This is a genomic window from Thioalkalivibrio sp. AKL9, assembly GCF_000377825.1.
GTDB lineage: Bacteria > Pseudomonadota > Gammaproteobacteria > Ectothiorhodospirales > Ectothiorhodospiraceae > Thioalkalivibrio > Thioalkalivibrio versutus.
In genome coordinates, this window is sequence record NZ_KB905107.1 from 161,645 (window position 1) to 175,262 (window position 13,618).

Genomic DNA, 13,618 nt, shown 5'->3' on the forward strand with positions numbered 1-13,618 from the left:
TCTGGACGCCCCGCAACCGCACTGCCATGATCGGGATACACCCTATTTCCAGGCTGCCCTGATGACACCCCGCTTCCGGTTGTTCCTGCCCGCCCTGCTCGTCCTGTTGCTGGTCATCGGCGGCGAGGCGCTGGCCCGCGACATGGCGACCGACCCGGAGCGCCTGCTGCCGGTTGAACTGGCCACCGTCGGGGTGGATGCCGGCTCCGGCACGCCCATCGCGCTGTTGCGACACCCGGCGTCCGGCGAGGTGGTCCCCATCGTGATCGGGACCGACCAGGCCCGCGCGATCCTGCTGGCCATGCACGACATAACACTGTCGCGCCCGCAGACCCACGACCTGATGATCGACCTGCTGGAGCAGATGGATGCGCGCCTGGAACGGGTGATCATTGACGGCCTGGAGAACGGTACCTATCTCGGCTGGCTGGAGGTACGGATCGCCGGCGAGGCCGAACCCCGGTTGATCGACACCCGCCCCAGCGACGGGCTCGCCCTGGCGGTACGCAGCGGGGCCGCCATCCATGTCGCGCCGGAAATCCTGGAGGCCGATGTCGCCTTCGACTACACCCCGCCGGGCGAGGACGAGGTCGTCACCGCCCTCGGCATCACCGTTGTGGAGGCCCGCAACGACCTGCGCGAAGCCCTGCAACTGCCGGACGAATCCGGCGTGCTGGTCAGCCGTGCCGCGGGCCGCGCCGCCGCCGCGGGCCTGACCCACGGCGCCCTGATTCTGAAAGTGAACGGGCGCACGCCCACCACCCCGATGGACTTCCTCGAGGCGATCTCCGCCACACCGGAGGGCGAGCCCGCCGAAATCCGCTACTGGCTGGATGGCGAGACCCGCAGTATCACGCTGCCCACGGACGTCCCCGAGATCGAGGAGTCCGACGACGCCCTGACCGTCTGAGCAGAGCCGGAACGGACGCGGGTCAGTCCCGCGGCGGAAGCCGCGGGCGCAGCCAGTCGAGCGTGGCGGTGGTTGCAAGATCGTGCTCGCCGGCGGTCGCGCCGGGCGCCAGGTCCTCAAGTACCTGACCGGCCAGCTGCTTGCCCAGCTCCACCCCCCACTGATCGAAGGCGTTGATCCCCCACAGCGTGGCCAGCACGTAGATCTTGTGCTCGAACAGCGCGATCAACGCGCCCAGCGTGGCCGGATCCAGGCGTTCCAGCAGAATCAGCGTGCTCGGCCGATTGCCGGGGAAGGTCCGGTGCGGCGCCAGCGCATCAATCGCCTCCGGCGACTGCCCGGCCGCCGCCATCTCGGCGCGCACCGCGGCCTCGTCCTTGCCCATCGCCAGCGCCTCGGCCTGCGCCACCAGGTTGGCCAACAGCAACGGGTGCTGCGCCGGCAGGTCGTGCTCGGGGCGGGCCACGCCGATGAACTCGGCCGGGATGAAGCGCGTGCCCTGGTGGAGCAACTGGAAGAAGGCGTGCTGACCATCGGTGCCCACCGCACCCCAGACCACCGCGCCGGTTGCGTCCGTCACGACCTGCCCGTCCAGCCCCACGCGCTTGCCCAGGCTCTCCATCTCCGCCTGCTGCAGGTACGGCGGCAGCAGCGACAGGCGTTCGTCGTAGGGCAGTACCGCGCGCGACTGCGCCCCCAGCAGGTTCTGGTTCCACAAATCCACCAACGCCATGCGCACTGCGGCATTGCTGGAGACCGGCGTCTGGAGCACGTGCTCGTCCATGGCATGGGCCCCGCCGAGAAACGCACGGAAGCCGTCCATGCCGAGGAGCAGCGCCACCGGCAACCCGATGGTGGACCACACGGAATAGCGCCCGCCGACCCAGTCCCAGAAGCCGAACATGTTGTCCGGGTCGATGCCGAACTCCGTTACCCGGTCGCGTGCGGTGGAGACCGCCACGAAGTGGCGCGCGACGGCCGTGTCGTCCGGCGCATGCCGCAGCAGCCAGGCGCGGGCCGCACGGGCGTTGGTCAGGGTCTCCTGGGTGCCGAAGGTCTTCGATGCGACGATGAACAGCGTGGTTTCCGGATCGGCCTCGCGCAGCACGGCGGAGAGCGCCGCGCCATCCACGTTGGAGACAAACTGCACGGTCAGCGGCACGCCGTCGGCCGTCGCCTGTGCATGCGGCGCAAGTGCCCGGCAGACCATGCATGGCCCGAGGTCGGAGCCGCCAATGCCGATGTTCACCACGCGACGGATCGGACGCCCGCTGTAGCCACGATGGACCCCGTCGTGGATCCGCCGCACGAACGTCTCGACCCGGTCGAGCTGCGCATGCACCTGCGGAACCACGTCCGCGCCATCCACTTCACAGTGGGCTTCGCGCGGCAGGCGCAGGGCCGTGTGCAGGGCCGCCCGCCCCTCGGTGGTATTGACCCGCTCGCCGGCAAACAACGCGCGCAGCGCCTCCGATACCTCACAGGCCGCAGCGCGCTCGTACAGGGCATCCCAGGCCGCACCGTCCAGGCGCTGGCGCGTCCAGTCCAGGCGCAACCCGGCGATCTCCTGCACGTCGCGTTGCACGCGATCCGGATCGCGCGCGAACAGCTCGCGCAGGGGCTCGTCCGCCAACCGTCGGGCCTCGACCCGCAAGGCACTCTCCATCACCGCAACCACTCCTGCCGTCATCCTGTTTCCTCGATTGTCCCAAGCCCAGAGTGCCGCCCCGGCCCCTGCGTTACAATTAACAGAAAGTCATCCGGCGCCGCCGGTTCCGCACTTGGGGATTTTTTGCATGCGCATCCTGTTCGCCAGCAGCGAGGCCTACGGTCTGGTCAAGACCGGGGGACTCGCCGATGTCAGCGCCAGCCTGCCCGCCGCCCTGCGCCGGCGGCGCCAGGATGCCCGCCTGGTGCTACCCGGCTACCCCGAGGCCTGTCGCAACCTGGTGGATGCCACCCCGCGCCCGGGTCCGGACGGCGCCCCCTGGCAGATCATCGAGGGCCGGCTGCCCGGGACCCGGCTCCCGGTCTACCTGATCGACTGGCCAGAATACTTCCAGCGCGCCGGCAACCCCTACAGCGCCAGCAACGGCATGGACTGGCCGGACAACGCCCAGCGCTTTGCCGGTTTCGCCCGCGCCATCGTGGCGCTGGCGCGGGACGAGGCCGGGCTGGACTGGGCGCCGGAACTGATTCACCTGAACGACTGGCAGACCGGTCTCGTGCCTCTGCTGCTGGACCCGGAGCGCACCGGCGTCGAACGCCCGCGGACGGTGTTCACCATCCACAATCTGGCCTACCAGGGCCTGTTCCCGGCGAGCACCGTGCAGGATCTGAACCTGCCCGCGGACCTGTGGCACCCGGAGGCCCTCGAGTTTCACGACCAGCTTTCGTTCATGAAGGCGGCCCTGATCTTCGCCGACGCGATCACCACCGTCTCGCCCACCTACGCCCGCGAGATCCAGGAACCGGTCCACGGCATGGGGCTGGACGGCGTATTGCGCGCCCGCAGCGCCGACCTGCACGGCATCCTCAACGGGGTCGACTACAGCGACTGGGATCCGGCGCGCGACCGCCACATCGCCGCGCGCTACAGCGCCGAGGACCTCGCGGGCAAGGCCGCCAACAAGGCTGCTCTGCAGACCCGCATGGGCCTGGAGGCCAACCCGGACATCCCGCTGCTGGGCCATGTCGGCCGCATGGTCGACCAAAAGGGTGTCGATCTGCTGCATGCGGCCTGCATGCCACTGCTGGAGGCCGGGCGCATCCAGCTGGCGCTGGTCGGCTCCGGCCAGAAGGACCTGGAACACGCCACCGGCGCCCTCGCCCGCGCTTACCCCGGCCAGGTCGGCGTGCACATCGGCTACGACGAACCACTGGCCCACCAGATCGAGGCCGGATCCGACCTGTTCCTGATGCCGTCGCGCTTCGAGCCCTGCGGGCTCAACCAGCTCTACAGCCTGCGCTACGGCACCCCGCCGGTGGTCCACGCCACCGGCGGTCTGGCCGACACCGTGGTGGATGCCACGCCGGAGAACCTGGAGGCGGGCACCGCCACCGGTTTCAGCTTCACCCCGGACAGCGTCGCCGCCCTCGGCGCCGCCCTGGAGCGCGCCCTGGCGCTGTATACCGCCCGCGGCGACGGCCACTGGGAACAGCTGATGCACAACGGCATGGCACGCGACTTCGGCTGGACCGCCAGCGCCGATGCCTATCTCGCCCTGTACCGCGAACAGCTTCCGCGCCGCAGCCGGCGTGCGAAGGCGGCATCTGCGCTATAATCGCGTCCTTTTCGCGACCTCCCGAACCCCAACCGGCAAGCCCAGGCAGCGGCGATCGTCGTCCTGCGCGCACAGGCCCGATATGACTCGAAGCGATCAACACGACCGATTCCTCCCCAAGGACAAGGAACTGCGCGCCCGCGTGCGCCTGTTCGGGGAACTCCTGGGCAACGTGATTCACGACCTGGAAGGCCAGGCCGTGTTCGACGCGGTGGAGAAGCTGCGCCGCGGCTTCGTCAGCCTGCGCAAGGACGAGGATCCGGACCTGCGCCGCCAGCTGATGGCCGACATCACGCACTTCGACGCCTCGCTGACCGAGCGCGTGATCCGGGCCTTCAGCATCTACTTCAGCCTGGTCAACATCGCCGAGGAAGACCTGTTCTACCGCTGGCGCCGAGCCCAGGTCTCCAGCGGCGAGCCGCTATGGACCGGCTCCTTCGACCAGACCCTGCGCGAGCTGCATGGCGAAGGCGTCACCGCCGAGGAGCTGGAACGCCTGCTCAACGAGCTGCACTACCAGCCGGTGTTCACCGCCCACCCCACCGAGGCCCGCCGCCGGACCACGATGGAGAACCAGCGCCGCGTGTTCGAGACCGCCGACCGGCTGAACCAGCCGGGGCTGGGCGAGGAGGAACGCCGCCTGATCACCGAGGAACTGGAGACCCAGATCCAGATCCTCTGGCGCACCAACGAGGTGCGGGTGAAAAAGCCGCAGGTTCAGGACGAGATCAAGTACGGCCTGTTCTATTTCGAGGAGAGCCTGTTCGAGGCCATCCCGCAGTCCTACCGCTTCCTCGAGAAGGCCATCCGCCGGATCTACGGCGTCAACCCGGACGGCAGCCTGCCGGTACGCATCCCGGCCTTCCTGCACTTTGGCTCCTGGATCGGCGGCGACCGCGACGGCAACCCGAACGTGACTCCCGAGGTCACCGAGCTGTCCTGCCGCCTGGCAATGGAACAGGTCCTGCGCGAGTACCTCAAGCGGGTCAACCACCTGCGCAACGTGCTGACTCACTCGTCCTTCATGTGCCAGCCGTCGCAGGCATTCCTCGACAGCCTGGACGCCGACTCCAATATCGCCAACGCGGTGTTCCAGGGCGCCTCCGACCGCTTCGAGAGCGAGCCCTACCGGCGCAAGCTCTACATCATGCGCTACCGTCTGCGCGAGACCCTGGACACCGTGGTGCGCCGGGTCCGCGGCGAGGCCGCCGTGCTGCCGACCAACAGCGCCTATGCCGACGCCCAGGCCTTCCTGAACGATCTCAAGCTGATCCGCGACTCGCTGGTCAGCCATGGTGATCGCAACATCGCCAGCGGCGCGCTGACCGACCTGATCCGCCTGGTCGAGACCTTCGGCTTTCACCTTCACCACCTGGACGTGCGCCAGGAGTCCACCGTCCACTCCGACGCGATCGCGGAACTGCTGCGCCAGTTGGCACCGGACACCGACTACGCCGCGCTGGACGAGACCGGCCGCCAGCAGGCGCTGAGCGAACTGATCGCCTTGGAGAACCTGCCCGAGGTGGACCGCAAGGCCCTGGGCGAGAGCACCCGCGAGACCCTGCGCGTGTTCGAGGTGATCCAGAGCATGCGCCGCGAGGTCGGTCCGGACGGCATCGGCACCTACGTGATCTCCATGACCCACGCCGCCTCGCATGTGCTGGAGGTCCTGCTGCTGGGCCGTCTGGCAGGTCTCGCGGGCAACGACGAAGAAGGCAACCCGTTCTGCCATCTGCGCATCTCGCCGCTGTTCGAGACCATCGAGGACCTGCTGCATGTCGAGGACGTCCTCGAGGGCCTGCTGTCCAACCCGGTGTATGCACGACTGCTGGCCGCCTCCGGGAACATCCAGGACGTCATGCTCGGCTACTCCGATTCCTGCAAGGACGGCGGCATCCTCGCCTCCAGCTGGAACCTCTACGAGGCACAAAAGAAGATCGTCGGCATTACCGATCGCTTCGGTGTGCGCTGCCAGCTGTTCCACGGCCGCGGCGGCACCGTCGGGCGCGGCGGCGGCCCGACCCACGAGTCCATCCTCGCCCAGCCCCCGGCCACGGTGCAGGGCCGGATCAAGTTCACCGAACAGGGCGAGGTCCTGTCGTACAAGTACTCCAACGTGGAGACCGCGGTGTACGAACTGGGCATGGGTGCGACCGGCGTCATGCTGGCCTCGCGCAGCCTGATCCGGCCGCCGCGCAAGGACCGCGACGACTACCGCGCCACCATGCACGAGCTCGCGCAGGCTGGCGAGGATGCCTACCGCGAACTTATCGACCGCACCGAACGCGTGCTCGATTACTTCTACGAGATCACCCCGGTACAGGAGATCGGCTTCCTGAATATCGGCTCGCGGCCATCGCACCGGCGCAAGACCGACCGCTCCAAGAGCTCGATCCGCGCGATCCCCTGGGTCTTCGGCTGGGCCCAGGCGCGCCACACCCTGCCCGCCTGGTACGGCATCGGCACCGCGCTGGCACAGTGGCGCGGCGACGACCCCGAACGCCTGGCCCAGTTGCAGCGCATGTACCAGGAGTGGCCGTTCTTCCGCTCGTTGCTGTCCAACTGCCAGATGGCCCTGACCAAGGCCGACATGCGCACCGCCGCGGAGTACGCCCGCCTGTGCAGCGACCCGGAACTGGCCGAGCGTATCTACGTCCTGGTGCGCGAGGAACACAGCCGCACCGTCACCGAGGTGCTGCGCGTGGCACAACTGGACCGACTGATGGACGAAACGCCCCTGCTGGCGCGTTCGCTGCAACGGCGCAACCCGTACCTGGACCCGCTCAACAGCATCCAGATTCACCTGCTGCGCGAGTCTCGCCAGTTCGACGCCGAGGCCGACGACGACACCGACGAAAACCCGTGGCTGTCGCCCCTGCTGCGCTCGATCAACGCGATCGCCGCAGGCATGCGCAACACCGGCTAAAGCCAACGGGCTCGCGGGCCTCCCACGACGGGGGTCCGCGATCGTCATCCTGCCGGTACAACGGGGCGTCTACGCGGACGTGCAAATTCATCAGCGTCTCCCTAGAATCACGCCATGCGCCTGCTGCTACTGATCGTCGCCATCGTCGCCGTGTTCCTTGCGGTGCGCACCCTCGTGCGCTCCACCAGCAACCGCAAGCAGGTCCGCCAGGATGAACGGCCCGAACGCCTGAAAGAGGGCGGCGCGGTGATCCGCTGCGCCTTCTGCGGCGTGCACGTGCCGGAGGCCGAGGCCTACCGCGACGGCGACCGCCTCTACTGCTCACCGCAGCACGCCGAGGTCGACCGCAACCGCTCGGACGCCGACTCCCGCACCGAAGACGACTGACCCTCGTCCATGGATAACCAGTCCGGGGGGAACACGCCGATCGACGCCGACACCCGGCGTTCCGCCTGGCTTTTCGCGCTCTACCGGGTCTTTGTCGCGGCGGTCCTGCTACTGCTCGGGCTGTTCCCGGATACCCCGCTGGGGCTGCATCTCGTCACCCCCCAGTTCTACGCGGTCATCGCCACCGCCTATCTCGCCTTTGCGCTCGTCGCCGCCGCCTTCGCCTGGCGCTGCACCCACAATCCGGACACCACCAGCCTCACCCGTATCGCGTTGATCGGCGGCGCCGGCGACGGTATCGGCCTGATCGCGTTGCTGATCGTCTCCGGAGGGGTTGGCACCGGCATTGGCCTGCTGCTGGTCCCGGCCCTGGTGGCGGCCGTGCTGCTCTCCAGCGCACGCTTCGCCCTGACCCTGGCCGCGATCGCCACCCTGGCCCTGTTGCTGGCCGAGGGCGTGAGCGCACTATTCCTGCACCCCGCCGATACCGCCATCACCCAGGCGGGGCTGCTGGGCGCCACCCTGTTTGCGGCCGGCCTGCTGGCCCGCCAGTTCGCCCGCCGGGCCGGCGAGACCCGCGCCCAGGTGGAACGCCAGGAGGCGGACCTGGCCAACCTGGCCGAACTGAACGCGCAGATCATCGCGCGCATGAGCGCCGGTGTCATCGCGGTCGACCCGGACGGGTACATCCGCTCCATCAACGAGGCCGCGCGCCGTCTGCTCCCCCCGCGGCCGGGACGCCACCTGTCGTCCCTGTCGCCCTCGGTGGCACGCGTGATCCGCGACTGGCAGCGCAACGGCATGCCCACGACCAGCCAGCAGCTGCCGGGCGACCGCGACCAGCCGGCCCTGCGGATCCGTCTGGCCCCGCTGGGTGACCGCGGCGACCAGGGCAGTCTGCTGATCCTGGAGGACGCCGCCGAACTCCAGCGTCAGGCCCAGGCCGGCAAGCTGCAGGCCCTCGGCCGCCTGACCGCCAGCATTGCCCACGAGATCCGTAATCCACTGGGCGCCATCAGCCACAGTGCCCAGCTGCTGGGCGAATCGCCGGATCTCAAGCCCCACGACCAGCGCCTGCTCGACATCATCAACAACCAGAGCAAGCGGGTGAACGAACTGATCTCCAATGTCCTCAGCCTGTCGCGCCGCGAGACCGGCGAGCGCGAGAGGCTGAACCTGCAGGAGTCCCTGGACCGCTTCGCCGAGGAGTTCTGCGGCGCGCTGCAACTCCCCCGGGAGACCCTGCACGCCCGGGTGGAACCGGGAGATTCCGAGATCCAGTTCGACCGCTCCCAGCTCAACCAGATCCTGTGGAACCTGTGCACCAACGCACGCATCCACGGCGGCCACGACACGCCGGACAGTCCGCCCATCGTGCTGCGCGGCGGTGCCGGCCAGGTCGCACGTGTCGTCAGCCTGGACGTGATCGACGCCGGACCCGGGATCTCCACCGAGCAGGAAAAGGACCTGTTCGAGCCGTTCGTCTCCGGGCGCACGGGGGGCACCGGTCTCGGCCTGTACATCTCGCGCATGCTGTGCGAAAACAACGGGGCCTCGCTGGAGTACGTCCGGACACCCACCGGCGGCTGTTTCCGGATCCTGTTCGCTCCCCTGGAAGCCAATTCGCCAAAGGAACAAGGCGCATGAGTATCCGCCACGTGCTGGTCGTGGACGACGAGCCCGATATCTGCGAACTGCTCGAGATCACCCTGGCCCGCATGGGGCTGGAGGCCACCACGGCGACCCGGCTGGAGCCGGCGCGGGCCCTGATCGCCGAGCGTGACTTCGACCTGTGCCTGACCGACATGCGTCTGCCCGACGGCGACGGGCTGGATCTCGTCCGCCATATCCAGTGTGAGCGTCCGGAACTCCCGGTGGCCGTGATCACGGCCCACGGCAGCGTGGATACGGCGGTGCAGGCCCTGAAGCTGGGGGCCTTCGACTTCGTCAGCAAACCGGTCGATCTCAAGCAGCTGCGCGAACTGATCGACGCGGCCCTGCGCCTGGAGACTGGAAGCCCGGGCCGGGACGCGTCCGATGACGACGCGGCCCCGGCCACCCCCGACGACAGCCCCCTGCTGGGCCAGTCCGAACCCATGCAGCGGCTGCGCGCCACCATTCACAAACTGGCGCGCAGCCAGGCACCGGTGTTCATCTCCGGCGAGTCCGGTTCCGGCAAAGAGCTGGTCGCCCGCGAGATCCATCGCCTCGGCCCGCGCGCCGAGCGAGCGTTCGTGCCGGTCAACTGCGGCGCCATCCCCGGCGAGCTGATGGAAAGCGAATTCTTCGGGCACCGCAAGGGCGCCTTCACCGGCGCCACCCAGGACCACACCGGTCTGTTCCAGTCCGCCGATGGCGGCACGCTGTTCCTCGACGAGGTCGCCGACCTGCCGCTGCCGATGCAGGTTAAGCTGCTGCGCGCCATCCAGGAACGCGCCATCAAGCCGGTCGGCGGCACCCGCGAGATCCCGGTGGACGTGCGCATCCTCAGCGCCACTCACCACGACCTGGAGAAGGCCGTGCGCGAGGGTCGCTTCCGCCAGGACCTCTACTACCGCCTGAACGTGATCGAACTGAAGGTGCCGCCGCTGCGCAGCCGCCGCGGCGATATCGCGCGCCTGGCCACGCGCATCCTGAGACGCATCAGCGAGCAGTGGCAAACCGGCGACCTGGAGCTGGCGCCCGATGCCCTCGCGGCCCTGGAGGGACACAGCTTCCCCGGCAACGTCCGCGAACTGGAGAACGTCCTGGAACGCGCCGCCACGCTGTGCGAGGGACCCCTGATCCACGCCGACAACGTCGACCTCCCGGCCAACGGTCTCGGCACCGAACCCGCCACCGACGCCGGCTCCGACAGCCCCGCGGCCACCACCCGGGACGAGAAGGACCGGGCGCTGGACGACCAGCTCGCCGCGCAGGAACGCCAGGCCATTGCCACCGCCCTGCAACAGACTGGCGGCAACCGCACGGCCGCCGCACGCCTGCTCGGCCTCAGCTTTCGCCAGTTGCGCTACCGCCTGAAGAAACTCGGGATCGAGTAACCGGCCTCCGGTCGGCCCGAAGCTACAGCAGATCCACCCATTCGGTCAGGGCAAACCAGATCACGTAGCCGCCGTACAGTAGCAGGAAGATGACACTGAGCACCGTGATCGGGCGAAACCCCTTGACGTCCACCTGATAGGACACATCCTCCCCCCGCGCACGGCGGCGGCGTACATCCATCCAGCGCGACACCCGCCACCAGACGAACAGCAGGATCAGGATCACGGTCAGAAACTTCAGCATCGGGGTTCGCTTCCTCGCACGGGACTCACAACAGAGCTGAACGCGACACTACCGGAGAACGTCCGCCGCCGCATCGTCCCCACCACCCGGCGCCACAAGTGCTGCCTGGCGCCCATCACCCCGGCGTCATCCCGGCCACAGCGCGGCGAAGAGCCGGGATCTCCGCGGCCATGGCCACCCCGACGCCCGAGATCCCGGATAACCGCTCCGCGGTTTCCGGGATGACGACAGAGGGAAGAACGCCCGGCGTCCCGTATTGCCCTGACCCCTGTGGGAGCCTGCTTGCAGGCGAAGCCCCCGCCAAACTTGATCCGCCTACCCACGCCGCTTCGCATGCCGCGTGGCCGGCGCATTCCACGGATCCTCCGGCCACGGGTGTTTCGGGTAACGCCCCTTCAGCTCGCGCCGCACCTCCGGGTAGCCGTTCTCCCAGAAACTCTTCAGATCCTGGGTGACCTGCACCGGGCGCCGCGCCGGCGACAGCAGGTGCAGCACCAGCGCCACACGGCCTCCGGCCACAGCGGGCGTTTCCGCCAGGCCGAAGAGCTCCTGCAGCTTCACCGCCAGCACCGGCGGATCCTGCGTGTAGTCCACCCGGTGGGCGGAACCGGAGGGCACCGCGATACGGGCCGGCGCCTCGCGCTCCAGTTGCTGCTGATGCCCCCAGTCCAGCCGCGCGCGCAGGATCGCCACCAGGTCCAGCCGGTCCAGATCGCGCAGCCGCGTCATCCCGGCCAGGTACGGCCCCAGCCAGTCCTCGAGACCGGCCAGTAACGCGGCGTCATCCATGTCGGGAAAGCCCGCCTCCGGCATCGCCTGATGCAGCAGCTGGATGCGTGCGCGCAGCTGGGTCGCCGCGTCATCCCACGGCAGCAGCGCCAGCCCTTCGCGGCGCATCCGTTCGCACCAGCGCGGGATCGTGGACGCGGGGTCGTCCAGCGCGACCATCTGCCGCTCGACCACCAACGTGCCAATGCGGCGGATGCGCGCGTTCTCCAGCCGCGCCCCGTCGTCCACCCAATCGCAACGCGTCTCGCGGTGGAAAAGTTCCGGGGCCTCGCGCTCCAGCGCGGCGAGGTCCAGCGCCACCGCGCAGCGGATACGTGCCTCGCGTTCGGCGTCGGTGCAGTCCACTGCCACCAGGTACTCGGCATGCGCCAGGCGCTCGCGCTCCGGCAGCAACGCCCCGCGGCCATTGCCCATCACGAAGCGCCCGGCCTGCCCGCCGCGTGGCCGCGCGATGCGTTCGGGCCAGGCCAGCGCGGCCAGCACCCCCAGCGCCACACCCTCGTCCAGTACGGATTCTGCTGCGCCGGCGCTGTCGTCCAGCCGCGCCAGGGCCTGCTCAAGCCGCCGCAGCCCGGACTTCCAGGCACGGCCACCCGCACGCCGTGCCTGCACCAGGCGCTCCCCCAGTTCCAGCGCTGCACCCGGCCCGGCCATCCCCGGCTCCTCGACCACCACCGCCAGCTCGCAGGCCAGGCGCGTAAGTCCCCGCTCGCGCGCCCGCAGCAGCATGTGCGCCAGGCGCGGTTGCGTCGGCAACCGCAGCAGGGCGCGGCCGTGAGCGGTGATCCGCCCTTCGGCGTCCACCGCGCCCAGCTCCGCGAGGATCGCCTGCGCGGCGGCCATGCCGTGCGCCGGCGGCGGCTCCAGCCAGTCGAGCTCGGCCACCGCCTCGCCCCAGCCCGCCAACTCCAGGGCCAGCGGCAGCAGATCGACCTGTTGCAGTCCGGGTGTCGCGTAGTCCGGGCGCTGCACCTCCTCGGCGCGCGCCCACAGCCGGATCGCGACGCCGGGTTCGATGCGCCCGGCACGGCCGGCGCGCTGTTCCGCCGCAGCCTTCGAGGCGGCGACCGTCACCAGTCGCGACAGCCCGGTCGCGGCATCAAAGCGCGGCTCGCGCGACAGCCCCGCGTCGACCACCACGCGCACACCCTCGATGGTCAGGCTGGTCTCGGCAATGTCGGTGGCCAGCACCACCTTGCGCTCGCCCTGCGGGGCCGGGCGCACCGCGCGGTTCTGCTCCTCCGCCGACAGCCGCCCGAACAACGGTGCCACCCGCGCGGGGCCGACCGGCGTCTCCAGGGTCTCCCCCAGGCGCGCAGCGACCTCGCGGATCTCGCGCTCGCCGGGCAGAAAAACCAGGGCGGAACCTGGCTCGGCCTCCAGTGCCTCACGCACCGCCTGCGCCACGGCGTCGGCCAGCGGGGCGTCCTTCTTCGGCGGCGCGTAGCGCACCTCCACGGGGAACTGTCGTCCGCGAGCCCGCAATACGGGCACGGGGTCCGCCTCCGGCCCCGCAAGCAGTCGCGCCACGGCCTCGTCGTCGAGGGTGGCGGACATCACCACGATCCGCAGCTCCGGGCGCAGTAACCGGCGCACCTGCAGCGCGAAGGCCAGCGCCAGTTCGGCCTCGGGCCGGCGCAGGTGGAATTCGTCGAACACGACCGCGCCGACATCCTCCAGCAGCGGGTCGGCCTGGATGCGGCGCAGGAACAGGCCATCGGTGACCAGCTCGACGCGGGTCTGCGCCGAGACCTTCTGTTCGTCGCGCACGCGGTAACCCACCGTCTGCCCGACCGGCTCGCCGCGCTGCGCGGCCATGAACGTGGCCGCCATGCGCGCGGCCAGGCGGCGTGGCTGAAGCACGATGACCCGCCCCCCGGATACGGAATCCGCCAGGTGCAGCGGCACCCGCGTGGTCTTGCCCGCCCCCGGCTCGGCGACCAGCACGGCCGCACCGCACGTGGCGAGCGCGGCATCCAGCGGACTCAGCAGGTCATCCAGCGCCTCGGGCGAGGCATTCGGGGTTTCGACCATCGG

Annotated in this window: 9 protein-coding genes; 6 read left to right on the forward strand and 3 right to left on the reverse strand. The window is 69.6% G+C overall.

Annotated elements, in window-relative coordinates; all coding sequences use genetic code 11:
- Positions 1-61 precede the first annotated feature (61 nt).
- A complete protein-coding gene (locus tag D573_RS0106605) occupies positions 62-910 on the forward strand; it encodes a bifunctional nuclease domain-containing protein (RefSeq protein WP_018938012.1) in 849 nt (282 codons plus the stop codon).
- A gap of 22 nt (positions 911-932) precedes the next feature.
- Here D573_RS0106605 and pgi read toward each other — a convergent pair whose 3' ends face one another.
- Positions 933-2,576: a glucose-6-phosphate isomerase gene (gene pgi, locus D573_RS0106610; protein WP_018938013.1), complete on the reverse strand. Its 1,644-nt coding sequence runs from the start codon at positions 2,574-2,576 to the stop codon at positions 933-935.
- Between the two features lie 130 nt (positions 2,577-2,706).
- Here pgi and glgA point away from each other — a divergent pair, with 130 nt between their 5' ends.
- The 5 genes from glgA to D573_RS0106635 all read left to right on the forward strand — a co-directional run bounded on the left by glgA (position 2,707) and on the right by D573_RS0106635 (position 10,548).
- The gene (gene glgA / locus D573_RS0106615) at positions 2,707-4,194 is read left to right on the forward strand and encodes a glycogen synthase GlgA (protein WP_018938014.1); all 1,488 of its coding nucleotides are present in this window, start codon (positions 2,707-2,709) and stop codon (positions 4,192-4,194) included.
- An 82-nt stretch (positions 4,195-4,276) separates the two neighbouring features.
- Positions 4,277-7,120 (forward strand): phosphoenolpyruvate carboxylase, encoded by a 2,844-nt coding sequence (gene ppc, locus D573_RS0106620; protein ID WP_018938015.1) that lies wholly within the window; start codon positions 4,277-4,279, stop codon positions 7,118-7,120.
- Between the two features lie 114 nt (positions 7,121-7,234).
- Positions 7,235-7,507, forward strand: a complete 273-nt coding sequence (locus D573_RS0106625; protein WP_018168003.1) for a PP0621 family protein — start codon at positions 7,235-7,237, stop codon at positions 7,505-7,507.
- A 9-nt stretch (positions 7,508-7,516) separates the two neighbouring features.
- Positions 7,517-9,154, forward strand: coding sequence for a PAS domain-containing sensor histidine kinase (locus D573_RS0106630; RefSeq protein ID WP_018938016.1), 1,638 nt, complete (start codon positions 7,517-7,519; stop codon positions 9,152-9,154).
- Positions 9,151-10,548 (forward strand): sigma-54 dependent transcriptional regulator, encoded by a 1,398-nt coding sequence (locus tag D573_RS0106635; RefSeq protein ID WP_018938017.1) that lies wholly within the window; start codon positions 9,151-9,153, stop codon positions 10,546-10,548. The genes D573_RS0106630 and D573_RS0106635 overlap by 4 nt, the downstream gene beginning before the upstream one ends.
- A 22-nt stretch (positions 10,549-10,570) precedes the next feature.
- Here the strand turns inward: D573_RS0106635 and D573_RS0106640 are convergent, their stop codons facing one another.
- Both D573_RS0106640 and hrpB read right to left on the reverse strand, forming a co-directional pair.
- A complete protein-coding gene (locus D573_RS0106640; RefSeq protein WP_018938018.1) occupies positions 10,571-10,792 on the reverse strand; it encodes a hypothetical protein in 222 nt (73 codons plus the stop codon).
- 315 nt (positions 10,793-11,107) lie between these two features.
- On the reverse strand, positions 11,108-13,615 hold the full coding sequence (gene hrpB, locus D573_RS0106645) for an ATP-dependent helicase HrpB (RefSeq protein ID WP_018938019.1): 2,508 nt from the start codon (positions 13,613-13,615) through the stop codon (positions 11,108-11,110).
- Between the last annotated feature and the right edge of the window lie 3 nt (positions 13,616-13,618).